We start from the raw sequence: 24111 nt of genomic DNA on the forward strand, positions 1-24111 counted from the left end.
CGCTTAGGGCGTTATGTCATTTGCGGCGCGCGAGCCAGAAATTCCATACAATGGTCGGCATGACTCAGAAGACTGCAACTGCAACGATGCACACCAATCACGGTGATATCGTTATCGACCTGTTCGGTAACCATGCACCGGTAACCGTGGAGAACTTCATCGGCCTGGCAAAGGGCGAGAAGGACTACTCCACCCAGAACGCAAAGGGCGAGCAGTCCGGACCGTTCTACGATGGCGCAATTTTCCACCGCATCATTGATAACTTCATGATCCAGGGTGGCGACCCGACCGGCACCGGCCGTGGCGGCCCTGGCTACCAGTTCCAGGATGAGTTCCACCCAGAGCTGCAATTCGACCGTCCATTCCTGCTGGCTATGGCAAATGCTGGCCCAGGCACCAACGGCTCCCAGTTCTTCATCACCGTGGCTGCGACCCCGCACCTGAACAACCACCACACCATCTTTGGTGAGGTCACCGACTCGGCATCCCAGGAAGTCGTGTCCAAGATCGCCAAGGTTGATACGGACCGCATGGACCGCCCGCGTGAGGACGTCATCATCGAGTCCATCGAGATCGCCTAAGAGCTCTTAACAACTGAGCCCACCACCACTTATTAAAAGTGGCGGTGGGCTCATTGAAGTTTTTGGGGAAAATATGGAAAAGACATTGCGAAGCTACCTAAAACAAGCGCCGGTCACCGCAACAGTCATCGCCTTTTGTGCCTTGGCGTGGGCGGTTACCGCCATCCAGTCGCATTCGCTTACTGCGTCCTACTACGGCTCTTCGCTGGCCTATGACTGGACGCTGTGGGGTCCGGACTTTGAGGCTGCGCCGTTGACGGCGCTAAGTGCCGGGTTTATGCATATCGATCTCGGGCATCTCGCTGTCAATATGTTCCTTCTGCTGCTCGTAGGCCGCGAAATCGAACAGGCCTTAGGCGGGGTGTTGTATGCCTGTGTATATTTGCTCTCTTTGCTGGGCGCCTCAGCGGCCGTGCTGGGGATGGATTATCAAACTCCGACGGTGGGAGCCTCGGGAGCTATCTATGCACTGCTCGCTTTGCTGGTAGGGCTCTACGACTCCCGCGGTATGGATCTGCGGGCACCCATTGTTCTTGTAGTGGCCAACGTGGCTTATACGTTTTTGATGTCCGGCGTATCGCTGTGGGGTCATTTGGGCGGTTTGTTCACAGGCGTGATTCTCGCATTCTTTGTTTTTAACAGCCGTCGGGGAGTGCGATGGACGGGAGTTTTCACGGTTTTCTTGGCTTTAAGTTTCTTTTTAGGCCTTCAAGCAGGGTTTTGGGGATAACTCCGGCGAGTTATTCACCAAAACGCTTGTGCGAAAGAATTCCACAGTAGTTATCCACAATGTGGATAACTACATTTTTGTAATTTCTCGAACGCATGGACGGAGTTTTGCCTGATCACGCAGGCAAGAAGACTTACATTCTTGCAATTTAACCCCTGTGGAAGTGCGTGAAAACAGTTATCCACAGGCTGTGGAAGAAACCTGGGGAATTTGATTTTCACAGAGTTATCCCCAGCCTGTGGATAACTTTCTTCCCATCTTGTTGGCAACTCGGGAAAGGGGGGTAGAAGCGGGTGTGTACGAAAGGACAATTTTGAGTGTTTCTCGGATAGCAATTAGCTGGGAAAAGTCTGTAAAGCTTCAGCTCAAGGGGCGATTATCCGAAAGTATCTGAAGTATTGAAGGATTCGATGGTGGCCGTCTAGCGTCATGTGAGTAGTTCACAGCGCGTGGAGGGAGAGACCGCGCCGTTGTGAACCTCAAACTTCAAAAAATAGTGAATAAAAGGAAACGTAGCGATGCGCATTCCCCGCCTCCGTCTCAGCTACTACGTAGCAGCCGCCGCACTGTCTGCGGCAAGCCTCGTTGCCCCTGCTGCGGCACACGCAGAGATCCCCGCCATGCCGCAGGGCTATCCGATTGAGAATCTCTACAAGGAGTGCAGCCCAGCAGAGGCTACTGCGGCGGGTTATCCGGATTGGCACTTTGGTGAAACTGGCCGCCGTTACCTTTCGGATGGCACCATCCAGTTCACCAACACCACCAAGCAGACGGTTCCGTACACCGCCACCGTCGAATCCGGTACTAATCACGAGATCGAAGCAAACTCTGCCGCCAAGTGGCCTTCCAACTGGAATACCACCGCAAAGGCAGACATCGGTCTGACTCTGTCCAACGGTTGGATCGAAGGGGAAACCATCGGGCCGATCAAGCTTGCGCCTGGCGATTCCTTCCGCGTGGAATACGGCACTGTGGAAAAAGACTTCATTTCCATGTTCGTGGACTGCAAGGATGGCATCTATACCAATATCTCGGGTGCAAATGTCATCCGTGGTACCGCACCGGCTGAGCGTTATGCCTGGGCAACCGTAATCCACGCCGACGGCACCGTTGATGACCAAGCGCTTGAGATTCCTTCCCGCGCGCCGGGTGCGAACAGCAAGGTTGTTGATGGTGGCTACAATGCCGTCTCCGGCCCAAGCCTGGAGAAGATTGCCGATGAAAAGCAGGACCATGTGGTCAACCCTGCGACCGACCTGCAGCGCGAGAATTGGCCGAGTGAAGGCGAAGAGTGCACCGCTGGCGATATGCAGTGGTACCCGAACACCATTGAGGGCGTAGCTCCTACCTTCCGAAAGCCGGGCTTTTCCCAGGACTTCATGAACTGGACTGAGGCTGACTACACCTATCGTGGCATCACCGACCACCTGGTGGGTGCGCAGTACAACGGCCAGATGAACTGGCTGGGCAATAAAGGCCGCTTGCCGGAGGGCTGGCTCGGCTCCATCGGTGCTGTGCAGCGTGCCTACATGCCGGTGGGTACCGCGTTGGCGCCACTCGACCTTAAGCCAGGTGAGCGCGCACGCATCGAATACGGCACCACCATGATGCGCGTGAACTACAGCGAGCTGCACTGTGGCCGCGACGGAAAGTACAGCCTTGTTCACGACTTCAAGCAGGCTTCCGCGCCGGCTGGATTCTGGGCGGAGGCCACCGTCACCGGCAAGGATGGCTCGACCCGCAAGGTTGACGTCACCCCAGATGAGTGGCGTGACCTACCAGTTGCGACCCAGACCGCCTATTAACACTATCGACACCGCCTACCAACCCCACTTTCTTTCTCACTAAATAGGAGTAACACCATGCGCTTTAACCGCACTCTCGCACTGGCAGCATCCGCAATTGCTGCAACTTCCATCGCCGCTGCACCAGCAATGGCACTGCCTGCCGTTAACCACGGCGCTGCTAACCCGACCACCATCGGTGAAAAGTGCGTCAACCCAGGCGATACCGGCCAGACCGTTGAGATTGTCCGCACCTACTTTGATGGTTCCGCAGGCACCTGGACCGTCTCCAACTACAACGCTGAGCCGCTGCCACTGACCCGTTCCATCAAGGAGACCAAGACCAAGACCTGGAACGTTTCCGTAGGCGTTGACTTCGACATCTTGAAGCTAGTCAACATCAAGTTCAACGCTGGTTACACCGATTCCCAGACCTACGAGGTGGGCGAGACCGTCGGTCCGTACAACGTTGCACCTGGTAAGACCGCCGTCATGCGCGCGGGCTGGGTTGTCTCCGACTTTGAAGGCGAGAAGACCGTGTGCGGCCAGGACGGAACCTGGCAGGGCACCGGCGAGACCTTCACCGCGTCGCTGCCAGCAGAGCGCCACGTTGAGGTTTCTACTCGCGACAACATGAAGTTCAACTAAGGGAGGCAAACTGTGCGCAAGTTTGCACGCATCGCCGCAGCATTGCTGGTGGCAGTAAGTGCGGCCACTCCGGCTGCGCAGGCTGTCGACGGCGCGGCTTCCTACCGCCTGCCGCAGCGCTGGAATGATGACTACAAGCCGGGCACGCACTGTGCAACACCGGGCGCACAGGGCACCTATGTCACGGCGGAGCGCATGTGGTTTAAGCAGACTGATGCCGCCAGCGTGGCTAATCGCAACGACTACACTGTTCCAGTTAGCCACACCGTGACTGATAAGCGTACGCAGACCACTGAGGTCAGCGTTTCAGTGAAGCCAATCGGCGACATTGAAAAGTACATGTCGAACACGTTTGGCTTTAACTTCGTCCACGAGATCCACTGGAGCCTCGGGCAAAAGATTGGCCCCTACGATTTGGAAGCCAATCAGCAAGGCAAGCTCGTCTGGGGCTTTATGATGCTCGACGCGGATTCGCAGGATGTGCGTTGTTCCGAGGATCAGCAGTGGGTAGAAAAGGGCGCGCCGTACTTTGTCAGCGCACCGTACTCGCGTTATTCGGAGCTACGCATTGACGATGCCCCGGTGTATTAAGCCGTGTTCTAGCCCCAGTGCCTAGCTACCTGCCCCGCCTAAAATCTTGGTTACAAGATTTAGGCGGGTGCTTGCGTTAAAGGTGATGATGAGGCTGGAGACGTGCTTTTTCACCGAAGATTCTGAGATCTCCAGCGCTGCTGCAATCTCGGAATTCGAATTGCCTTGCAGCAGCAGCTTGAGCACGTTGATCTCGTTAGTGCTGAGGTGGTGTGTCTCGATGGCGGTGGCGACCGGATCCTTACGGGGCGCATCCCCGATGTATCCCACTAGGCGGTGCATCGCTACGGGTGCGACGACGGTGCCGCCGTGGATGGCCTCATGCACTGCATCAATGATGGATTGCGGTCTTTGGTTTTTCAGAATGTAGCCAGCCCCGCCCTCCTGCAGAATCTTGAGCATGGTGTCATCCGAATCAAAGGATGTCACCGCCAAGAAAACTGGCGGGTAGGGCCTTTCCTTGATTTTGCGCAGCAAAGTGATGCCGTCCATCGTGGGCATGTGAATATCTGCCAAGACGATGTCGGCATCAACGTTGTCCAGCATCGAGAGGCATTCTGCGCCATTAGCTGCCTCAGCTACCACCGAGATGTCATCGGTGGTTTCGAAATAAAGTCGTAGTGACGAGCGGACCAGCGGGTCATCATCGACGAGAAAGACTCTAATGGACATCGAGGCTTAGCGGCTACGACCACACCACCAACGCTGCGGGCTGGTGGAGCAACGCAAAGCGTTTGCGAAGTCTTCCGCTATGGAGGTGTAGTAGGTAAATCCGCCGGTGTAGGCGGTCTCGTTGGCGGTTTCAGTCTGAGTAGCAGACTCAGCGGCACTGGAAGAACCGAAGGAAGAAGTAGCGCTAGCAAATGGGGTCCCCATCAAGCACAGGGCCGCACCGGCAGCGGCTGCAGCAGAACGAAAACGCATGTGGATACTCCTATAAGGGCGAGAAATAAAGACGATGGGCCTTAGCCTACTACAAGGTAAGTTTATCTGCGCACCATGCTGGAAAATGGGATATAAAGCGCACTTACCCACTTACCATTGTGGGGGCCGCTGCTGAAAGTGCCGTTTGCTGCAGTAACTCTTTTTTCGATTTCTGAAAGACCCAGTCCAGTCGTCATATGTTGATCTGCCTGGGCTCCAGCGATGAGTGAATGGACTTCCATATCGAGACCGCGGTAATTGCGTCGTAGCCGGATGGTGATTTCGGAACCTGCTTCGGCATATTTGATCAAGTTGGCGCTAAGTTCTGAAAAGACCAAATGCAGATCGTTGGGCAAAGCCATGGAACGCGCCAATTTCCCGAGCTTTCCTTTCACAGTGCATTCGAAACCATGGCTTTTCAGGAAGCTCTGCATCTCTTCCAGTTCTTCTGCGATGGTGGAGCGTGCTGCATTCGGCAGCGGTGCATCCTCGTTCTTCATCAACCGGAGCAGATCGCGGACCTCTCCCATCGCTTTGCGCGCATCATCTGCGATGGATGTGGCGTTCTCAGCCACCTTCGGGTTGGTTTCTAGAAGGCCGAGTGTTTCCGAGCGCATGACCACCGAGGTCAACGTGGTCGCTACGGAGTCATGCAGCGTAGTCATCAGCGCATGCCGGTATTCCTGGCTTCTTTGCTCGGCTGCCAGTTGCCGCTGCCGCGCCTTCTTTAAATAGACACCAAAGATGATTCCTGTCACGTTGATGGCGGCGACCAGCAAGAAGCTAAAGAGGTCGAGGGAGGCCAAGATGCCGTGGATGGGATCGATGATGGAGAGTAAAACCAACACCAGCCCAGGCATCACCGCATGCGTCCATGGGCGACGATAAGAAATAAGACCCACGATTACCGCGCTCCATGCCACTAATAAAAAGGAGCGCCATTCGGGATGCCATCCACAAATAGCAAAAAGCACGCTATATGCCGCAGCCGCCCACAGCGGGTGGTTCATACCAAGCGGGGTAAGAGCAACGCCGAGGGCCGCTAGCAACAGCGCGCCGGGGGTGAGGACAGAAGGATCGATGGCGACGGTCAGCATCACGGCGATGATGAAGCCGACGCCGGCGAAGCTATAGAACCTCGTAGAGCTCATGACAGGGGGATGAAGTTTAGCGCCAGCCCATCGTCATGAGCAGGCCGATGATGGCTAGGCCGAAACCGATGCCGTAATTCCATGGGCCCAGTTCCTGCATGAATGGGATGGACTCGCCGGCCAAGTAGTTGACCACGAGCCACAGCAGGCCGATGATCATCAGGCCCAGCATGATGGCGATGTACCACTTCGGCGTGCCCTCGGAATTGATCTTGACCGGAGTTCGGTTGGCCGCAGAGCTAGAGGACTGCGGAACGCTCGAGCTCTGGGTGATCTTTGACTTTGGCATTGCTAAACCTTCAACTTTTCTTTAGTCATTCTTTTTACGGTTACTTTAGCAGGCGAAATTCGCCTGCTACTAGCGCGGGAGCAGCTCCGTGGCGGTGAATTCCCAGACGCGGAGCTCCACGGTTGCGTTCTTGCGAATGGTATCGCCCGCATTCACAGAAGCCCAGCCCACGCGGCCGTTATCCACCAGCGCACCGGTAGGAACAACGGGGCCGTTGCGCACGCTACCCTGCCAGCCGGCAGAGCGCAGTGCGGACTCAGCCTCAGAAGGCGTCTTGTGCAACAGGTTCGGTGCCGTAATGAGCATGCCATTGGAGACCTCAATCGTGACGGTCTCACCCTTGGCCAGCTTGCCGCCCTGGTTGCTTACGGACAAAACTCGATCCGCCGGCTCCTGAGAGTCCACGACGTTGACGTTTACCTCAAAGCCCACCGACTCCAGCATGCTGACAGCGCGGTCTTGTGGCATACCGGTTACGTCAGGGACCTTCGCCTCCTCCTTGCCCTTGGACACGGTGACCTTGACCTTTGAGCCCTTAGATAGCTGCGAGCCGCCGGCGGGATTCTGAGAAATGATCTGGCCGGCAGGAGTATCGTCGTTTTCCTCTTCGACCTGCTCGTTGAGGGAAAGCCCGGCGTCGCTAAGCGCCTTGCCCGCCTCTTCCAAGGTCATACCGGAGAGATCCGGCACATCGGTGATCTCGTCACCGGAGGAAATAGTCAACGTAATCGAGGAACCCTTCTGCAGCTCCGAACCCGGCGCAGGGTTCACGCGGATTGCCTGGCCACGCTCGATGTCTGGGTTAGCTTCTTCGTTGACGGAAACCAGCAGGCCCATCTTCTCGAGCTCGGCGACGACCTCGTTGCGTGGGCGCTTTTCTACCTCCGGAACAATGACCATGTTGGCGCGGGCGGTCGCCTCCTCTTGCTGCTGCTGAGCAGCACGGTCCTCCTCGCGCGAGGCATTCCAGAAGTCCCATGCAAAGTAGCCCATGATGGCAACCAACAGGCCCGCCAAGAAAAGCGCGAGCCACTTTAGGCCATTGCCGCCCTCCTCGTCCTTGTCAGGACGAGTGGATTGCACAGGAGCGCGATGTGCACCGACCACTGGCGCCACCATCGAAGTCGCTTGCTCTTCCTCGCTGACGTGGCCGCGCGCAGCTTCAGTGAGCTGGCCGTTTGCCATACGTTGCAGGTCTTCGCTCATCTCCCAGGCGGATTGATAACGATCCGCTGGGTGCTTGGCCATGGCAGTCAGAATGACCGCATCGATGTTGAGGCGCTGGGTGTTCGAAAGGCCCTCTGTGTTGATGTAGTGCGAAGGCGGAATCGGCTCTTCTTGAACGTGCTGGTACGCCACCGCGAACGGAGTCTCGCCCTCGAAAGGGGTGCGGCCGGTGACGGCCTCGTACATCACGCAGCCCAATGCGTAAACATCGGAACGGGCGTCGGCTGGGTTGCCTCGAGCCTGCTCCGGGGACAGGTACTGAGCGGTGCCGATGACCGCAGAGGTCTGTGTCATGGCGGAGGTGGAATCATCGAGCGCACGCGCGATGCCGAAGTCCATCACCTTCACCTGGCCGGTGTTGGTGAGCATGATGTTGGCGGGCTTGATGTCGCGGTGAATGATGCCGGCCTCGTGGGAAGCCTGCAGTGCATTTGCCACGGGTGCTAGTAGCTGCGCTGCCTCCTGAGCTGGAAGTGGGCCGTCTTCACGAACGATATCGCGCAGGGTACGGCCGTTGACCAGCTCCATCACGATGTAGGGGATCGTAATGCCATCGACGTTCTTTTCACCGGTGTCGAAGACAGAGACGATGTTGGGATGATTCAGTTTGCCGGAGTTTTGAGCCTCGCGGCGGAAGCGCTCGCGGAAATTAATGTCACGCGCCATTTCGGGGCGCAGCATCTTGACAGCAACCGCGCGCCCCAGAACCGTGTCTTCGGCGTCATAAACCTCAGACATGCCGCCGGATCCGATGACCTGGCGAAGGTGGTAGCGGTCATTGACCATGTTCTAGGCACCATCCTGGGGTAGTAGATTTTCTAGGGGGTTATCAGGCAGCGAGTCTACTGCGGTTGGAGAGTTTGGCGTTTCATTGACATCGGTCTCGTGCTGGACAGTAGTAGGGATTTCCTGCTGCGTGGGGGTATGAACCGGCTGGTTCGGGGTGGTTTTCTCCTGCGTAGGTGTCTCCTCCTCAACCGAGTGTGTGGTGGTGACAGTGACCTGCTCAGGGGTATCTTCCGTGGTTTCTTCGGGGGTAACGTCCTCGGTTGTTACGGGATCGCGGTACTCCGTAACCACGATGGATTCCGGCGGAGTGGTGGGCTCCGTGGACTCGCCTGCGCCTTTGAAGAAGTTTGCCGCGAAGAATCCCAATGCCGCCAAGGCGGCCAATGCGGCAGCAATAAGAAGGCCTACGCCAAATCCGGAGCCCTTCTTTTTCTCCTTTGGCACGGGGTGTGGGGTGTCCTTGACTGGGGCGCGCTCCGGGGTGGCGGTCTTGGGGTTGGCCACGCTGGCGAGCATCTCCGTGGACGCGGAAGGGGAAGGCTCGGCCGCCATTGGTGCCAATGCCCCCGACTTAGGCTGTGGCGGGCGCTGGCCGTTGCGCACTGCGGCGACGGCGTTGGTGAACTCGTTGCCGTCCGCAAAACGGGTGGTGGGATCCTTGCGCAGAGAAATCCCGATGAGCTCACGAGCAGGGGCGCTAATCGACGTCGAGAGTGGCTCCGGCGCCTGGCTGATGTGCGCGAGCGCGACGGACACCGAGGAATCGCCGCTAAACGGGCGCTTGCCGGCGAGCATCTCGTAGCCCACGACGCCCAAGGAATAGACATCGGAAGCCGGCGTGACATCGAGACCCTGTGCCTGCTCTGGGGAGACATACTGCGCAGTGCCGACCACCATGCCGGTGCGCGTGAGTGGAACCGCAGCTGCTGCCTTGGCGATGCCAAAGTCGGTGATCTTGACCCGCCCGTTCTGGGTGATCATGAGGTTGCCGGGCTTGATATCGCGGTGCACCAAACCCATGCGGTGGATCACGGCGAGGCCATGCGCTGCCTGCTCCATGACATCGAGCGCGAGGGTCTCCGGCAGGGCGCCCTCGCGGGCTAGAAGATCGGCGAGGGACTCGCCGCGGACGTACTCGAGCGCGATGAAGCAGAAGGTGCGGCCGTTGTCCTCGAGCTCGCGGTAGTCATAGGTGGCCACCACGTTTTCAGAGGTAATCGACTCTGCCGACTGAGCCTCGTTGCGGAAGCGGCTGAGGAACTCGGTGTTATCAGAAAACTCAGGGCGCAGTACCTTGATTGCTACCTCGCGGTCACCGCGGACGTCGTCAGCCAGCCACACCGTGGACATGCCGCCGTGGCCGATGATCCACTGCAGCTGGTAATCATCACCGATGAGGGCTTGGAGATGCTCTTTATTATCTGAGTTGCTCACTTTTACTGTCCTCCATATGCGCGCAGGATGGCGCGTCCGATAGGGGAAGAAACCTGGCCGCCGGTGGCAGACTCGCCGAGATTGCCACCGTCTTTGACCACGACGGCGACGGCAATGTCGCGGTCCGGATCGAACGCGACGTACCACACGTGTGGAGGCAGGCCTTCGCCGTGCTCTGCGGTGCCGGTCTTGGAAGCAAAGGAGTTGCCATCGTAGCCGAAGGTCGAGTGCTCCGAGCTGTACATCATTTCTTTGATCGTGTTCGCAACATCCTCCGTTACCGCTTGCTTGGCTTGGCGAGGTTTGGTCGCGCGGATCTCATTCATCTGCGCATCAGTGATGCGGTTGATGAGGTAGGGCTCCATGCGCTTGCCCTTGTTGGCAATGGTGCCAGCCATAATGGCCGCCTGCAGTGCAGACATGGTCACGTCTCGCTGACCGATGACGGACTGGGCAACCTGCGCGCCGTCGGCGAGCTCGCCCAAATTACCGGCAGCACTGTTGACCCCGAGATCATATTTTTCGCCCACGCCGAAAGCCTCGGCGTACTTGCGCAACTCTTCAGCGCCGATGGATTCAGACATCTCCACAAAGGCGGTGTTGCAGGAAAGGGCGAAGGCAGTCTGCAAGGTAACGGACTGGGAGCCGCCACACACCTCGTTTCCGTAGTTGGTCAGCTCCGTCACGGAATCCGGCAGCACGATGGACTTAGCACCCGTCAGCGAGGAGCTGGGGTTGAAACCATTGTTGAGGCCGGCGGCCGTGGTGATGATCTTGAAGATGGAACCAGGAGGCAGGGTTTCCTGCGTGGCGTGGTTGAGCAGCGGGTTGCCCTCCTGCTCCTGCAGCGCGCTCCAGGTCTCGTCGGCGTTTTCACCGAGGAGATCATTGGTGTTGTAGCTCGGAGAGGAAGCCATGGCCAGGATCTTGCCAGAGGAAGGCTGGATGGCCACCGCTGCGCCGTTGTAACCCGGGCCAACCAGCTGATCATAGGCCGCCTGCTGCAGCGCAGGATCGATGGTGACCTCGACGTTGGCGCCTACCTTTTCCTTGTCGGAAATGGTGTCGAGCCAGTTCTGGGTGAGGAGGGAATCGTCGGTGCCGTTGAGGATCTCATTCTGGGAAGCCTCCAACTGGGAAGCACCGAACTGGGTGGAAAGGTAGCCGGTGATGTTGGAAAAGGCCGGCGAGTCGGTGGGGTAGGAACGCGAGTACTTGCCCTCGGAATCCTCGGTGGACTTAGCCAGCACCGTATCGCCGGTGAAGATCTGGCCACGCGGGGTGGTCTGCATGGCGTAGAAACCGCGCATGTTCTTCGGGTTATGTGCGTACTTGTCATCTGAAAATGCCTGCACCACGGTGAGGTTTACGAGCAACACTGCGGTCAAGAGGATGGCAAAGAGAGAGACGAGGCGGATCGACTTATTCATCGGGTTGCCTCCTGTACGGCGGGGAACATGGAAGTATCGGTAGGCGCATTGCTGCTGGTCTCACGCGCTGGGCGACGAGCCGCGTTAGAGATGCGCAGCAGGATCGCCAGCAGCATGTAGTTAGCCATCAGCGAGGAACCGCCAGCCGACATAAATGGGGTGGTCAGGCCGGTCATCGGCAGCATGGCGGAAATACCGCCAGTGACCACGAAGACCTGGACTGCCAGGGTCAGCGACAAACCGGATGCAACCAGCTTGCCGTAGGAATCACGGGACTTCAGCGCGGTATTGAAACCGCGAGAAGCCAGCATGCCAAACATGACCAGCACGGCGGCTAGGCCAATGAGGCCGAACTCCTCACCGATGCCGGCGAGGATGAAGTCGGAGTGCGCCACTGGGACGATCTCTGGGTGGCCTTGGCCCAAGCCCGTTCCGGAGATGCCGCCGGAGGACATGCCGAACAGTGCCTGGGAAAGCTGGTAACCGCCGCTGTCGTAGTTGCCCAGCGGGTCCAGGAAGTTGGAAAAGCGCGTTTGGATCTTCGAAGAGATCTGGTAGATGCCAAAACCACCAACGCCTACCAAGAGCAAGCCAATGAGCAGCCAGCTGACACGGCCAGTTGCCATAAACAGCATGCCGAGGACGGTGCTGAACAGCAGCAGCGCCGGGCCGAAGTCATTGGAGATGCCCATGATCACGATGGCGATTCCCCAAATCACCAGAATCGGCGCGAGGTCACGCAGACGCGGCAGGGAAAGACCCAAGAAGCGGTAACCGGCAACGGTGAACAGTGAGCGCTTTTGGGTAAGCAACATGGCGAAGAACAAGATGAGCATGATCTTCGAGAACTCGCCAGGCTGGATAGAAAATGGGCCCAGCCACAGCCAAATACGCGCCTCGACTCCCGGCGGCTGCGGCCACACCAGCGGCAGCGCCAGCAGGATGAGGCCGGCTGCGCCCAGGATGTAGGAGTAGCGGGTAAGGGAGCGGTGATCCCGCAATACAACCAGCACCAGCACGAAGAGGATAAGGCCGACGATCGTCCACATCACTTGCCGCCGGGCCAGGACACCATCATTGACGAGGTCGAGGCGCGCCAGCATGACCAGGCCGGTGCCATTGAGCAGGGACACAATCGGCAGCATGAGCTGATCCGAATGCGGCGCCAGGAAGCACAGCACCAGGTGGGCGACGGTAAAGACGCCGATGAATCCACCGATGAGGTAGAGGACGTCCATGGTCAAAATGTTGCCCTGGGAAAGTTCCAGGCTGACGGTGGTGATGGCAAAGACCACGGCCGCCAGAATCAGCAGCCCGAGCTCAGTGCCGCGGGAAAAGATCTTCTTCACTTAGCTCACCTCCCGGCACGTGATTCCTGGTTTAGCGGTTTTCTTCTCTAGCTTCTCGTCCGTCTTCTTGCTCGGCGTGCTGATGCACGGCTTGAGTGCCTTGGAGGACAGGCTCGAAAGCTGGGTTTGTACCTCGGCATAGGAACCCGAAGGCAGGTTATCTACGGCCGCGCGCTCGGAATCTGGCAGGTCAGTGACCTTGAACGGGGCGAAATCCCCCTCACACGGAGTGGACCCGAGACGCAGCGTATTTGCTTTATCGACGCAGGCATTTTGGTACTTGTGGTGCAAAGAACGCCCAAAGACTGAGAAATCTACGCCTTGCTCGATGCTGAGTGCCCCTTCTTCGTCGGTGGCGACGTAGAAGTTGTTAGAAATCTCGTTCTTGGTCCAGAATTCGCCGCCGATGACGAGCGCGAGCACCACTACGAGGGCGCCGATTACCTTCCAACCAACTTTCTTTTTTGGACTGTGAGGTTCCTCGGTGTCGTCTTCCTCTTCTTGGGGCGCAGGCGACGCCTCTCGTGGCCTTGTTAGCGCAGCCGCACGGCTGGCGGAGGAATCCGGGTGCGTCGGCTCAGGCACGACGCCTGCGATGGCGCCGACCTTGACCGGCGAGCTATCGCCCTTGCCCTCGACTACCTCGGCCAAGACGATGGTGACGTTGTCTGGGCCACCAGAACGCAGGGCGAGATCGCGGAGGGTAACCGCGGCGTCGTCAAGCGTGCCTTGCGAAAGTGCCAGTTCGATGGTGGCTGCCGTAACCGGATCCGAAAGACCATCGGAGCACAGCAGCAGGCGGTCTCCGACCTTGGCATCCAACATAAACAAGGTGGGATCCACCGGGCGACCAGTGTAGGCCTTGAGAATCAGCGACTTCTGCGGATGGGAGGAAACGTCCTCGGGGTCGAGGCGACCCTCATCCACCAGAGACTGCACATACGTGTCATCGCGCGTTACCTGGGTCAGCTTGCCGTCGCGCAGGCGATAGCCGCGGGAGTCACCTACGTGGCATACGCCGAACTCGGTGCCGTTGAACATCATCGCGGTAAGCGTGGTGCCCATGCCCTCGGTCTCTGGATGCTGCTCGACGTGTGCGGAAATGGACGCGTTTGCATCCTCTGCCGCGGCGCCCAGCAGCGCGAGCATGTCATTGTCTTCGGGGTCTTGGTCGAGGTGCTCCAAGTGCTCAACCATGAGCTGGGAGGCCACCTCGCCGGCGGCGTGGCCGCCCATTCCGTCTGCCAATAACAAAAGATGGGGACCAGCGTGGGCGCTGTCCTCGTTGTTTTGGCGTACTAGACCGCGATCTGTGATCGCGGTGAATTTAAGGCTTAAAGTCATGCCATCAACCTCACGGTCGTGCGGCCAAGTTTGATGTCGGTGCCAACGCCAACTCGCTCCGGCTGATCGATGCGAACGCCACCCACGAAGGTGCCGTTGCGGGATTCCAGGTCTTCCACAAACCACTCGCTGCCGCGGCGGAATAGGCGCGCGTGATGACCGGAAGAAAAGTCATCGCCGGTGACAAAGTCACAGTCCTGCGCACGGCCCATGGTGCACTCTTCGAGCGTGCCGAGCTGCATGTGGGAGCCACGCAGGGGCCCGTCCACGATGTTGATCTGCTTGGGCGTTTCGCGACGCCGCGGAGTGGCCTTCGCCTGCGTCGAAGGCTGGTAGACGCCGGCAGCCTTATTGGCGTCCCGGCGCATTGCGTTCAAGGCCACCAGGATGAAAAGCCACAACAGTGCCAGAAGGCCGATGCGAAGAACTAGCAAAACGACTGAATCCATGGTGACCTCCTTACTTTCTCGGTGGGGTTTAGTAGTTGTGGTTGTTCTCGGTGCCGGTGATACGGACCTCGATGTGGGAATGTCCCATGGTGATGACGTCTCCGTCGGCCAGCAGCCAGTTTTCAATTGGCGTCTCGTTGACGGTGGTGCCGTTGGTGGACTGCAAATCTACCAAGACGGCATCCTGTCCGTTCCACGTAATCTCCGCGTGCTGGCGGGAAACGCCAGTGTCGGGCAGGCGAAGGTCGGCGTCGTTGCTGCGGCCGATGATGTTGGAACCTTCCTGCACGTGGTACACGCGGGAGGAACCATCTTGCAGCATCAAGTTCACTGCGGGGCCCTGCGAGTGTGGCTGCTCTGGATTTTGATCCGGTGCCATAAAGGTGGTGGTTGCTGCCTCGTCTGCATTAAACGGGTTACTCATGTGGTCCTCCTGACCATCGTCTTCGTGGAAGATTGCGTCGAATCCGGTTTCCTCGGCGGGTTCGTGATCAATAAACGAAGACACTCGAAGCTGTCCTGTACGCAATCCTGATTCCTCCGCGATGCGTACGATGACAGGGCCGGCGAATGACCAGCCGTGGTTTCTAACAAAGCGGGTGAGTTGGTCGGCGAAATCTGCGGGCAGATCTGGGTCACGGGAGAGGTTTTCCAAGTCCTTGGAAGATACGCCTACTGTCATGACGTTGGGGCTGTAGAGGTTTTCGTCATCACCGCGTGCGAGATTGTCCTGCGCCTCCTGCTTGAGGAGCTCTTCAATCTCCGCGGGAACGACCTTGCCTCCGAAGACAAAGGCCATGCCATTGTCCAAGCCTCGTTGCATGGCGGAATCCAGCTTCGCGAGCTTTTCAAAAATTGCCACGTGCTGTCCTCCTTTTCTATGACAGGCTAATTATAGGGTGCCTACCCCTTCTAAACGTAGCCGCGCCGCCTAAAGTTCCGATGCTTTTAAGGGGCTTTTCCCCAGAAAACTTCGTGTTTGCCTGCGGATTTGTAGATTCTTAGCTACTGCATGCTAATGTTAATTGGTCGCCAAGACACTCAATACCCAGCCCGGGTGGCGGAATTGGCAGACGCGCTGGCTTCAGGTGCCAGTGTCCTTATAGGACGTGCGGGTTCAAGTCCCGCCCCGGGCACGCTGAGCAGTTGTACAAACTGCGACACCGGAGGTAACAAACTCGAAAGGGTTCATGACCTCCGGTTTCTTTGTTTTTCTAAACTTTGGCGGTCGAGGATTGTAAGTGTGGGGATTTACATCCGAACTCCCGCTCTCGGCTTTCGTGCCTTTGTTTTCGATGGTGTCAACAAGTCATCTTGCTTGTTGTCTTGATCTGAGGGCCTTGGCCAGGAAACGCTTCGCTGCGGCCACGTTTCGCTTCGGAGAGAGGTAAAAGTCCAGGGTCTGGCCACCGGCGGTGATCGCCCGATAGAGGTAGCACCACCTGCCGCCGACCCGGATATAGGTCTCATCCACCCGCCAGGAACTAGCCTGCCAGTCAGGTACCTGCCGTTTGCTTGTCCAGCTCAGGGGCGTATTTCTGGACCCAGCGGTAGATCGTGGTGTGATCGACCGGCACGCCCCGCTGAAGTCATCATTTCCTCCAGAGCGCGGTAGCTCACCCCGTAGCGGCAGTACCACCTACTGCCCACAGAATAATGTCACGGGGGAAATGACGACCGGAAAAGATACCCATGACTGTGACTATTTCACGTCACTCTTCCGACTGCCCCAACTTTGCAACAGCACCTTTCAGGGTCATATGGGGGCAGTGGAGAGAAGTGGTGGATCAGTGGACGGCGGTGGATGCCGGAGTAGGCGTGGTGTGTTCCTCTTTCGACTCGGTCGGAGCCAGGTGAGCCGGATCCAGATCAATGCGGCGTAACAGCTGGGCGTTCAGGGCCACCACGATGGTCGAGGCAGACATTAAGATCGCGCCCACGGCCGGGGACAGCACGAACCCGATCGAGGCGAGCACTCCGGCGGCCAACGGCACGGCGAGGATGTTGTAGCCAGAGGCCCAGATCAGGTTCTGGATCATCTTGCGGTAGCTGGCCTGGGACAGCTCAATCATCGACAGCACTGCCCGCGGGTCATCACTGGCTAGGACCACCCCGGCAGATTCCATGGCCACATCCGTGCCGGCACCGATGGCGATACCGACGTCCGCGCGGGTCAGAGCGGGGGCGTCATTGACACCGTCACCGACCATGGCCACGCTCAAACCCCGGTCCTGCAGCTGCGTGACCTTGGTGTCTTTGTCCTGGGGCAGGACCTCGGCGAAGACCTCATCAATGCCTAGGTCCTGACCAACCGCCTGGGCCACCTGCTGCGCGTCGCCGGTGATCATCGCGACCTTCACCCCGCGGTCCTGCAGGGCTTTCACGGCGGCGCGGGATTCGGGGCGGATCTTGTCCTCGACGGCCACCGCACCGATGATCTGACCGTCGCGGACAATATGGAGCACACCGGCCCCACGCCCGGTCCAGGCGCTGGTGGTGTCGGTGAGTTCGGCCGGGGTGGTGAGGTTGAACTCGCGCAGCATGTTCGGCCCGCCCACGAGGATCTCAGCGCCATCGACAGTGGCCCGAACCCCCCGGCCGGAGGCGGCGCTGAAACCAGTTGCACGGATTTGCCGACGGGAGGCCTCGGGATGGGCGGCCGCGGCCGCCACGATGGCGCGGGCCACGGGGTGCTCGCTGTCGGCCTCCGCGGCGGCGGCTAAGGCCAGCAGCTCGCCCTCGGTGACGCCGACAGCTGCCGCGACACCGGTGACCGCGTGCGCACCCTCGGTCAGGGTGCCGGTTTTGTCGAAGAGCACCACGTCGATGGTGCGCATCCGCTCGAGCGCCATCCGGTCCTTGATGAGCACCCCGGATTTCGCAGCCCGCTCGCTGGAGATCGCAATGACCAGCGGAATCGCCAGGCCCAGGGCGTGCGGGCAGGCGATGACCAGCACCGTGACTGTGCGCACCACGGCATCGTCCGGGCTGCCGATGATGGTCCACACCACCGCGGTGATCAGAGCGGAGATCAGCGCGAACCAGAACAACAACGCCGCCGCCCGATCCGCCAGGGCCTGGGCCCGGGAGGAGGACTCCTGGGCGTCGGCAACCATGCGTTGGATCCCGGCCAGGGCGGTGTCCCCGCCGGTAGCCTCCACCCGGATGCGGACGGTGTTGTCGGTGGCCACGGTACCGGCGACCACCTTGTCACCGGTGTCGCGGAAGACGGGACGGGATTCGCCGGTGATCATCGCCTCATCGAATTCGGCGGCTCCGTCGAGGATGGTTCCGTCGGCCGGCACCCGGGCACCGGCCCTCACCAGCACGACGTCGTCGACGACCAGCTCGGAGATGGCCACGGTGCGGGTGGTCCCGTCGATGACTTTCTCGGCCTCATCCGGCAGCAGGGCAGCCAGCGCATCAAGCGCGGAGGACGCAGCCCCGAGAGCGGACATCTCCAGCCAGTGGCCCAGCAGCATGATGGTCACCAGCAGGGCCAGCTCCCACCAGAAGTCCAGCTCAAAACCGCCCAGCCCCAGAGTGGTGACCCAGGAGGCGACAAACGCCACGGTGATGGCCATGGCGATCAGGAGCATCATCCCGGGTTGGCGGGATTTCAGTTCTTTCCATCCGCCCTTGAGGAAAGGCGTTCCGCCGTAGACGAAGATGATCGTGCCTAGCACCGGGGGGATCCAGGTGGATCCGGGGAATGCCGGGAGGTGGTAGCCGAGCAGGTGGGCGACCATGGGGCTGAAAATAACGACGGGAATGGACAGAATCAGCGACCACCAGAAACGGTCCCGAAACATTGCGGTACTGTGTCCGGCGTGTTCGCCGTGACCATGCACGTGGTGGTCTTCGTCCAGGGCGGCGTGCGTGTGATCGTGGGGCATCGCCTGGCCGTGGGTGTCGGCATCCGCGTGGTGTTCGTGGCCGGCATGATCCGGGTGGTGGGTGTGGTCTGTTTCCGGAGCGGGGTGATCACCATGGTGATCACCGGAATGGTGGGGAGTGCTCATGACGTTTCTTTCGCTCAACCCGGTCGGGGTCGAGATGATGGGTAAAACTGATCAGGATAAGACGGTGTAGCTGGCCTCCTCGATGGCCCGGCGAACCATCTCCGGAGGTACGACACCGGTGACCGTGACGGTGGAAACTCCACCAGCAGCGAGATCAATCTGGACGTCGTCGACCTGGGGGAGGGCCTGAAGGGCCTGGGTCACGCTTTTCGCGCAGTGCCCGCAGGTCAGGCCGGTGACCTGGTAGCTAGGGGAGGACCCTCCTGCTGACGAGTCGCTGGCGGCAGGGATGGAGGCGGTGTCGGCACGTGAGGCAGGTCCGCAACAGCTGCAGCCGTGGGAGGCCATCGGCAAGAGGCGGGGCGGGGAGGTGATCATGGGAAAGCTCCTACGAGTCGGTGGGATGCGGTGATGCCACTCTAGCGTATACCCCCCGGGGGTATATTTTCAATGGGTGGCGGCGCGGCTCTCACGCGGGGCAGGGTGTGGTTACTGAGCAGCCTCCTCACTGTCGGGAGGGGACAGCGGGAGGCGGAGGGCAAACACCGCTCCGCGACCGGGTCCGGGGGAGGTGGCGGTGAGAGTGCCGCCGTGGGCCTCGATCAATGCCTTGGAGATGGTCAGACCGATACCGGACCCGCCGTCGTCCCGGCTGCGGGCGGCATCCCCCCGGTAGAAGCGTTCGAAGATGTATCTGAGCTGGTCAGGTGGGATGCCCTCGCCGTCATCGGCGACGTGGATGAGCGCGGTGGACGCCTCCTGTCGGTGGACGCTGATCCGGACCTGCCCGCCGGCCGGGGTGTGCCGTAGCGCGTTCGACAGCAGATTGCTCATCACCTGGCCGAAGCGTTGCCGGTCCACGAGCACCCGGGCGGTGTCTGTAATGGTCTCGACCCGTAAATCGACGCCTTTGTCAGCATAAGCTTCCCCCGCGGCAGCAGCGGCGGTATGGAGCAGATCCCCGAGCCCTTCCTCCGCCAGGTCCAAATCGATCCGGCGTTCCTGGGCCCGGGAGACATCGTCGATGTCTTCCATCAACCGGGTCAGGCGGGTGAGTTGGTCAGCCATGATCGTGTGGGTGGCATTATTCCAGTCCACGACCCCGTCCTGGAGACCATCGAGGTAGACCGTGAGCACCGATAAGGGGGTGCCCATTTCGTGGGCCAGATCAGAGAGCATCTGGCGGCGGACCTGTTCGGTGTGTTCCAGCCGGTCGGCCATGGTGTTGAAGGCATGCGCCAGGGTGGTGACCTCGGGGCCTGTTTTTCCGGTGGGCACGCGGATACGGGAGTTGCCGGCCGTCAGGCTGGTAGCGGCGTGGGTAAGATCCTGCAGGGGGGTGCGCAGACGACGCGATAACCACAGGCTGGCCAGTAGGGCGCTGATTAAGGCGGTGGGCAGGGCGACGGCCAGGGTGATCAGGTTGGCACCCCGGTAGGCCTGCTCGGCATGGAACAGCTCCAGCGAGGGGTCCTCCCGGCCGGTCATCAACATATGATCATGGAATAGGGTCGGGCCGACCATCGTGGCCACGGCCGCGGCCACCAGCAGGCTAATCACCACGACCAACACCTGGGCGGCCAGGAAGCGGAAGGTCAGGCCGGGTCCGTGATTCATGGCTGCCCCACCCGGTAGCCCACGCCACGCACGGTGTCGATAAATCCCCGGCCCCGGGTGTCGGTGCCGAGCTTGCGACGCAAGTTGCCGATGTGGACATCGACGATGCGTTCATCACCGACCCAGGTGGTGTCCCAGACCTCGGTGACCAGGTCGTGGCGGGTCAGCACCTGGCCGGGGCGCAGGGCCAGGGCAACCAGCAGCTCGAACTCCGTGCGGGTGAGCTCCACGGTCGTCTCCCCCACCCGCACCTGATGGGCGACGGGGTCAAGGATGAGGTCACCGACGATCAAGGGGGTGGTCACCTGCGGTGGGGTGGTGCTGGTGCGCGGGCGGCGCAGCACCGCATGCACTCGGGTCACCAATTCCCGGATGCTAAAAGGTTTGGTGATGTAGTCATCCGCCCCCAAGGTCAATCCGCTGATCTTGTCGTCCTCGCTGCCACGCGCGGTGAGCATGAGGATGTAGCAGTCCGAGAAGGTGCGGATCCGTCGGCACACCTCCAGGCCGTCGAGTTCGGGCAGCCCCAGATCCAGCACCACAACATCGGGGGAAAAGCGACGGGTCTCGTCCACGGCCTGGGTGCCGGTGTGCGCCTGGCGGGTATCGAAACCGGCCCGGATGAGGTAGGAGGCCACCATCTGAGCCAGGGGTTGTTCATCATCGACGACCAGCACCCGCCCCGGGGGCGTGGTGGTGGTCGGTGTGCGGTCAGCCATAGACCCCAGTATCGCTCCGGTCAGGGGGGAATACCACCCTCACTCAGTGCCCGGCGGGGAAATCTTCATCAAATCTTCAAACATCACCCTTCGACCGCCGTCGCCCCTGTGCCCCACCCCGGGCCAGCAGCATCGCCTCCCCTGGTCGGTTCAGCAGGAGCCACCAGGGATTTCACTGCCTGCACCGCATACCCGGGGCGAGTAGAAGGACATCGCCCACGGCTGTGGGGTGGTGTCCCGGTGGTGACCCAGCCCACCGAATTCACCCTCTTTTCGCCCTGTTATAAAGCTGTGAGCAGGGTTTTTGATTTCTAGTCCGTCAGGCACCCGTGCTAGATAAAGGTATGGCATCGACCTTGAGGCGGTGCCTTCTCACGGTCTTACCACGATCCAAGGAGATTGACGTGAAACGAGCAGCGATCGCAGCCGCCGCCCTCGCCCTCACGGGGTGTTCGGCCGCGGACCCGGAACCCACCGCCGACGGGACGGTGTCCCAGGATACATTCCTGACTACCCATGGCCTGGCCGCCATGGACGCGGTGGAGATCATTGATCACCTCGACCGGCAGAAGGTCACTGAGCGTCCCACGGATCTGATCGCCTCAGTGCGTGCCGATGAACTGCTGCTCTCGAGCGATGACCAGGAAGTCGTGGTCGATCTTCCCGACAATCAGACGTATGTCTCGATCGCACCCTATCTCACCTCCACCCACGACTGCTTCTACCACAGCCTCACGACCTGCCTGGGGGAACTCGACAATGAGGATATCCAGGTCACGATCACCGATGAGGCGACCGGTGAGGTGCTGGTGGACGAGGCGACAACCACCTTCGACAACGGGTTTATTGGCTTCTGGCTTCCCGATGATGCCACCGGCCTGATTGAGGTCAGCTACCAAGGGCGCACCGGCACCGCGGAGTTTTCCACCGCCGACGACGGTGCCACCTGTGTCACAGACCTGCACCTGACGTGATGGCTCAGCAGGGTCCTCACCTGCGCCTGTCTCCCGTGTCACTGAAATCTAACACCAAGGAAGGTTAAATCATGATGAACGGATTTTCCCGACGACAGTTTCTGCTCGGCGGGCTCGTCCTTGCCGGCACCGGGGCCGTGGCCGCCTGCACCAGCGACCCTGGACCCGCTGCCTCGGCACCAGGTTCCTCTCTTCGCCCCACTCCCACCCCCACTGCGCTCGGTGAGCCGACGGTGCGCCGGACACTGACCGCCCGGCCCCTCTCTCTGGATATCGGCGGCATCGAAGCCAAGACGTGGGGATACGTCTCTGACACCGGGGATGCGGCCATTGAGGCCACCGCCGGCGACGTCCTCCAGGTCGATATCACCAATGAACTGCCTGAGAGCACCTCCATCCACTGGCATGGCATCGCACTCCACAACGCAGCCGATGGTGTGCCCGGCATGACCCAGGACCCCATTGAACCTGGCGAGTCTTTCTCCTATGTTTTTGAAGTCCCCCACGGTGGCACCTACTTCTACCATTCCCACTCCGGCCTGCAGCTTGATCGCGGCCTCCACGCCCCACTGATAGTCCGTGACCCGCAAGACGCTGAGGACCAGGACGTCGAGTGGACCATCGTGCTCGACGACTGGGTCGATGGCATTCAGGGCACTCCCGACGATGAGCTCGACAAGCTCACCGGAATGGGTTCGGGCGACCATAACGGGAAGAAGGGGATGGGAGGCCACGGCCATATGATGCACGGCACCCCGGACCGGGTACTGGGCGGGGATGCCGGCGATGTGATGTATCCGCACTACCTCATCAACGGACGTATCCCCCGTGCTCACCGGACCTTCGAGGCTCACCCGGGCGACAAGGCCCGCCTACGGTTTATCAACTCCGGCGGTGACACCATCTTCAAGGTGGCCCTCGGTGGTCACCGCATGACCGTCACCCACACCGACGGCTTCCCCGTCCAGCCCCGGGAGACCGAATCGATCTACCTGTCGATGGGCGAGCGTGTCGACGTCGAGGTCATCCTCGGCGACGGCATCTTCCCGCTCACGGCTTTGGCGGTGGGTAAGGACGACCGCGCCTTCGCCGTCATCCGCACCGCCGGCGGCCAGGCCCCCCACCCCGATGTCGACTTCCCCGAGTTGTCGTCCACCGGACTGCTTCTGTCCTCCCTGAAGCCAGCAGACCGTGCACTCCTACCCGAGGACACACCAGACCGAGAAGTCAGCATCGACCTGGGCGGGCAGATGATGCCGTACGAATGGAGCATTCTCACCGACGGCCAATCCTCTTCCGCGACCGTGCAGGAGGGCCAGCGCCTGCGGATGGTCATGCGCAACAGGACCATGATGCCCCACCCCATGCACATCCACGGCCATACGTGGGCGCTGCCCGGCAGCGGCGGACTACGCAAGGACACCGTCCTTCTCCGCCACGGTGAAACCATGATCGCCGACCTGATCGCTGACAACCCCGGTGAGTGGGCATTTCACTGCCATAACGCCTATCACATGGAAACCGGGATGCTCAGCTCGCTTCGCTACGAGTAACCCCCACAGCAGGGTTGAATGCCGAGGTGGGCGGGGGTGTCCCCCGAGTAGTGAACACGGCGTTGGTGTCAGGGGTGAGCAATGTGTGCCAGGAGTCAACGGGATTGAAGTTCGCGTCAGCGCGCATGGCAGCAAGTCCAATGATGCGGTCATAGCGCTTGTTAAAGCCGGTGGTTTCGGTATCAATGACCGCAAAGACCGGCTCGCACGGCATGCGTGGGGTGTAGCGGTTGAGGAGGTTTTCTAAAAAGCCTATGCCTCAAGCCAAGAGGCCCATACCGACATGCCCGCCTAAACGCTATCGAACACTGCAACCAACGTGGATTTCTGTGGATAACCACACTAGCCCTGTGCGGGTTGTCCACAAGGTTAGTGTGGTTGGCCTTTCGTAGCGGGCGTGGGTGTGGTTGCCTTAGTGCTATGAGCACTTCGCAGGACTATCCGAACTCCACCCCAACCCCCGCTACTACGACCACTGGGGAGGGTCAGCGGCGGGGCCGAGTTTG

Annotated in this window: 24 protein-coding genes, 1 tRNA gene and 1 pseudogene; 9 read left to right on the forward strand and 17 right to left on the reverse strand. The window is 60.0% G+C overall.

The genetic code is table 11. The annotated features are described in order from the left end of the window. The first annotated feature begins 50 nt into the window (after nt 1-50). The 5 genes from QKB66_RS09110 to QKB66_RS09130 all read left to right on the forward strand — a co-directional run bounded on the left by QKB66_RS09110 (nt 51) and on the right by QKB66_RS09130 (nt 4334). Nucleotides 51-581 (forward strand): peptidylprolyl isomerase, encoded by a 531-nt coding sequence (locus QKB66_RS09110; RefSeq protein WP_414253158.1) that lies wholly within the window; start codon nt 51-53, stop codon nt 579-581. A 73-nt stretch (nt 582-654) separates the two neighbouring features. Continuing rightward, nucleotides 655-1311: a rhomboid family intramembrane serine protease gene (locus QKB66_RS09115; protein ID WP_414253159.1), complete on the forward strand. Its 657-nt coding sequence runs from the start codon at nt 655-657 to the stop codon at nt 1309-1311. Nucleotides 1312-1829: 518 nt separating this feature from the next. Then, nucleotides 1830-3116, forward strand: a complete 1287-nt coding sequence (locus QKB66_RS09120; protein ID WP_414253160.1) for a hypothetical protein — start codon at nt 1830-1832, stop codon at nt 3114-3116. Between the two features lie 57 nt (nt 3117-3173). Further along, nucleotides 3174-3743, forward strand: coding sequence for a hypothetical protein (locus QKB66_RS09125; protein ID WP_070433327.1), 570 nt, complete (start codon nt 3174-3176; stop codon nt 3741-3743). Between the two features lie 12 nt (nt 3744-3755). Next, nucleotides 3756-4334 carry a hypothetical protein gene (locus QKB66_RS09130; RefSeq protein ID WP_248092859.1) on the forward strand — a complete coding sequence of 193 codons (579 nt, stop codon included), beginning with the start codon at nt 3756-3758 and terminating at the stop codon, nt 4332-4334. Between the two features lie 21 nt (nt 4335-4355). On the opposite strand, the gene QKB66_RS09135 is transcribed toward QKB66_RS09130, so the two are convergent. From QKB66_RS09135 to QKB66_RS09185, 11 genes are all read right to left on the reverse strand, one after another. Beyond that, nucleotides 4356-5006 carry a response regulator gene (locus QKB66_RS09135; RefSeq protein WP_414253161.1) on the reverse strand — a complete coding sequence of 217 codons (651 nt, stop codon included), beginning with the start codon at nt 5004-5006 and terminating at the stop codon, nt 4356-4358. A 6-nt stretch (nt 5007-5012) separates the two neighbouring features. After that, nucleotides 5013-5258, reverse strand: a complete 246-nt coding sequence (locus QKB66_RS09140) for a hypothetical protein (RefSeq protein WP_311518752.1) — start codon at nt 5256-5258, stop codon at nt 5013-5015. Nucleotides 5259-5320: 62 nt separating this feature from the next. Then, nucleotides 5321-6409 (reverse strand): sensor histidine kinase, encoded by a 1089-nt coding sequence (locus QKB66_RS09145; RefSeq protein WP_414253162.1) that lies wholly within the window; start codon nt 6407-6409, stop codon nt 5321-5323. 16 nt (nt 6410-6425) lie between these two features. Beyond that, nucleotides 6426-6698 carry a cell division protein CrgA gene (gene crgA, locus QKB66_RS09150; protein ID WP_414253163.1) on the reverse strand — a complete coding sequence of 91 codons (273 nt, stop codon included), beginning with the start codon at nt 6696-6698 and terminating at the stop codon, nt 6426-6428. Nucleotides 6699-6767: 69 nt separating this feature from the next. Next, on the reverse strand, nt 6768-8711 hold the full coding sequence (gene pknB / locus QKB66_RS09155; RefSeq protein WP_414253164.1) for a Stk1 family PASTA domain-containing Ser/Thr kinase: 1944 nt from the start codon (nt 8709-8711) through the stop codon (nt 6768-6770). 3 nt (nt 8712-8714) lie between these two features. Then, nucleotides 8715-10148, reverse strand: coding sequence for a protein kinase domain-containing protein (locus QKB66_RS09160; RefSeq protein ID WP_414253165.1), 1434 nt, complete (start codon nt 10146-10148; stop codon nt 8715-8717). 2 nt (nt 10149-10150) lie between these two features. After that, the gene (locus QKB66_RS09165) at nt 10151-11578 is read right to left on the reverse strand and encodes a penicillin-binding transpeptidase domain-containing protein (protein WP_414253166.1); all 1428 of its coding nucleotides are present in this window, start codon (nt 11576-11578) and stop codon (nt 10151-10153) included. Next, on the reverse strand, nt 11575-12927 hold the full coding sequence (locus tag QKB66_RS09170) for an FtsW/RodA/SpoVE family cell cycle protein (protein WP_070433331.1): 1353 nt from the start codon (nt 12925-12927) through the stop codon (nt 11575-11577). The genes QKB66_RS09165 and QKB66_RS09170 overlap by 4 nt, the downstream gene beginning before the upstream one ends. Then, the gene (locus tag QKB66_RS09175; protein ID WP_414253167.1) at nt 12928-14271 is read right to left on the reverse strand and encodes a protein phosphatase 2C domain-containing protein; all 1344 of its coding nucleotides are present in this window, start codon (nt 14269-14271) and stop codon (nt 12928-12930) included. Beyond that, nucleotides 14268-14720 carry an FHA domain-containing protein gene (locus tag QKB66_RS09180; protein ID WP_239240251.1) on the reverse strand — a complete coding sequence of 151 codons (453 nt, stop codon included), beginning with the start codon at nt 14718-14720 and terminating at the stop codon, nt 14268-14270. Before QKB66_RS09180 ends, QKB66_RS09175 begins: the two co-directional genes overlap by 4 nt. 28 nt (nt 14721-14748) lie before the next feature. Then, nucleotides 14749-15582, reverse strand: coding sequence for a DUF3662 and FHA domain-containing protein (locus QKB66_RS09185; RefSeq protein WP_284841526.1), 834 nt, complete (start codon nt 15580-15582; stop codon nt 14749-14751). A 189-nt stretch (nt 15583-15771) separates the two neighbouring features. Here QKB66_RS09185 and QKB66_RS09190 point away from each other — a divergent pair. Then, nucleotides 15772-15856 (forward strand) — tRNA-Leu (locus tag QKB66_RS09190). 191 nt (nt 15857-16047) lie between these two features. On the opposite strand, the pseudogene QKB66_RS09195 reads toward QKB66_RS09190, so the two are convergent. Together QKB66_RS09195 and QKB66_RS09200 are read right to left on the reverse strand one after the other, a co-directional pair. Continuing rightward, nucleotides 16048-16414, reverse strand: a pseudogene (locus QKB66_RS09195) (IS6 family transposase); the annotation flags it as partial. A 93-nt stretch (nt 16415-16507) separates the two neighbouring features. Further along, nucleotides 16508-18616, reverse strand: a complete 2109-nt coding sequence (locus QKB66_RS09200; RefSeq protein WP_414253168.1) for a copper-translocating P-type ATPase — start codon at nt 18614-18616, stop codon at nt 16508-16510. Here QKB66_RS09200 and QKB66_RS09205 point away from each other — a divergent pair. After that, on the forward strand, nt 18551-18787 hold the full coding sequence (locus QKB66_RS09205; protein WP_414253169.1) for a hypothetical protein: 237 nt from the start codon (nt 18551-18553) through the stop codon (nt 18785-18787). The two genes, QKB66_RS09200 and QKB66_RS09205, sit on opposite strands and share 66 nt — an antisense overlap. Before the next feature lie 6 nt (nt 18788-18793). On the opposite strand, the gene QKB66_RS09210 is transcribed toward QKB66_RS09205, so the two are convergent. The 3 genes from QKB66_RS09210 to QKB66_RS09220 form a co-directional block, all read right to left on the reverse strand. Then, nucleotides 18794-19120: a heavy-metal-associated domain-containing protein gene (locus tag QKB66_RS09210; protein WP_414253170.1), complete on the reverse strand. Its 327-nt coding sequence runs from the start codon at nt 19118-19120 to the stop codon at nt 18794-18796. Between the two features lie 111 nt (nt 19121-19231). Then, the gene (locus tag QKB66_RS09215) at nt 19232-20359 is read right to left on the reverse strand and encodes a sensor histidine kinase (RefSeq protein WP_414253171.1); all 1128 of its coding nucleotides are present in this window, start codon (nt 20357-20359) and stop codon (nt 19232-19234) included. Next, nucleotides 20356-21078 (reverse strand): response regulator transcription factor, encoded by a 723-nt coding sequence (locus tag QKB66_RS09220; RefSeq protein ID WP_414253172.1) that lies wholly within the window; start codon nt 21076-21078, stop codon nt 20356-20358. The genes QKB66_RS09215 and QKB66_RS09220 overlap by 4 nt, the downstream gene beginning before the upstream one ends. Before the next feature lie 404 nt (nt 21079-21482). Between QKB66_RS09220 and QKB66_RS09225 the strand changes: the two genes are divergently transcribed. Next, entirely contained in the window at nt 21483-22052 is a 570-nt protein-coding gene (locus QKB66_RS09225) for a CueP family metal-binding protein (RefSeq protein WP_023020258.1), read from the forward strand. 71 nt (nt 22053-22123) lie between these two features. Further along, nucleotides 22124-23605, forward strand: coding sequence for a multicopper oxidase family protein (locus tag QKB66_RS09230; RefSeq protein WP_061925641.1), 1482 nt, complete (start codon nt 22124-22126; stop codon nt 23603-23605). Here QKB66_RS09230 and QKB66_RS09235 read toward each other — a convergent pair. Further along, entirely contained in the window at nt 23583-23819 is a 237-nt protein-coding gene (locus tag QKB66_RS09235; protein ID WP_235591099.1) for an exonuclease domain-containing protein, read from the reverse strand. The two genes, QKB66_RS09230 and QKB66_RS09235, sit on opposite strands and share 23 nt — an antisense overlap. Between the last annotated feature and the right edge of the window lie 292 nt (nt 23820-24111).

Origin of the sequence: Corynebacterium sp. c25Ua_89 (assembly GCF_047459735.1) — a bacterium.
GTDB lineage: Bacteria > Actinomycetota > Actinomycetes > Mycobacteriales > Mycobacteriaceae > Corynebacterium > Corynebacterium simulans.

Bases quoted from the DNA above. Each gene is read 5' to 3' on its own strand.
- QKB66_RS09110 (WP_414253158.1), top strand. From the start codon at position 51: ATGGTCGGCATGACTCAGAAGACTGCAACTGCAACGATGCACACCAAT.
- QKB66_RS09115 (WP_414253159.1), top strand. From the start codon at position 655: ATGGAAAAGACATTGCGAAGCTACCTAAAACAAGCGCCGGTCACCGCA.
- QKB66_RS09120 (WP_414253160.1), top strand. From the start codon at position 1,830: ATGCGCATTCCCCGCCTCCGTCTCAGCTACTACGTAGCAGCCGCCGCA.
- QKB66_RS09125 (WP_070433327.1), top strand. From the start codon at position 3,174: ATGCGCTTTAACCGCACTCTCGCACTGGCAGCATCCGCAATTGCTGCA.
- QKB66_RS09135 (WP_414253161.1), bottom strand. From the start codon at position 5,006: ATGTCCATTAGAGTCTTTCTCGTCGATGATGACCCGCTGGTCCGCTCG.
- QKB66_RS09140 (WP_311518752.1), bottom strand. From the start codon at position 5,258: ATGCGTTTTCGTTCTGCTGCAGCCGCTGCCGGTGCGGCCCTGTGCTTG.
- QKB66_RS09145 (WP_414253162.1), bottom strand. From the start codon at position 6,409: ATGAGCTCTACGAGGTTCTATAGCTTCGCCGGCGTCGGCTTCATCATC.
- crgA (WP_414253163.1), bottom strand. From the start codon at position 6,698: ATGCCAAAGTCAAAGATCACCCAGAGCTCGAGCGTTCCGCAGTCCTCT.
- pknB (WP_414253164.1), bottom strand. From the start codon at position 8,711: ATGGTCAATGACCGCTACCACCTTCGCCAGGTCATCGGATCCGGCGGC.
- QKB66_RS09165 (WP_414253166.1), bottom strand. From the start codon at position 11,578: ATGAATAAGTCGATCCGCCTCGTCTCTCTCTTTGCCATCCTCTTGACC.
- QKB66_RS09175 (WP_414253167.1), bottom strand. From the start codon at position 14,271: ATGACTTTAAGCCTTAAATTCACCGCGATCACAGATCGCGGTCTAGTA.
- QKB66_RS09180 (WP_239240251.1), bottom strand. From the start codon at position 14,720: ATGGATTCAGTCGTTTTGCTAGTTCTTCGCATCGGCCTTCTGGCACTG.
- QKB66_RS09200 (WP_414253168.1), bottom strand. From the start codon at position 18,616: ATGCCCCACGATCACACGCACGCCGCCCTGGACGAAGACCACCACGTG.
- QKB66_RS09210 (WP_414253170.1), bottom strand. From the start codon at position 19,120: ATGATCACCTCCCCGCCCCGCCTCTTGCCGATGGCCTCCCACGGCTGC.
- QKB66_RS09215 (WP_414253171.1), bottom strand. From the start codon at position 20,359: ATGAATCACGGACCCGGCCTGACCTTCCGCTTCCTGGCCGCCCAGGTG.
- QKB66_RS09220 (WP_414253172.1), bottom strand. From the start codon at position 21,078: ATGGCTGACCGCACACCGACCACCACCACGCCCCCGGGGCGGGTGCTG.
- QKB66_RS09230 (WP_061925641.1), top strand. From the start codon at position 22,124: ATGATGAACGGATTTTCCCGACGACAGTTTCTGCTCGGCGGGCTCGTC.
- QKB66_RS09235 (WP_235591099.1), bottom strand. From the start codon at position 23,819: ATGCCGTGCGAGCCGGTCTTTGCGGTCATTGATACCGAAACCACCGGC.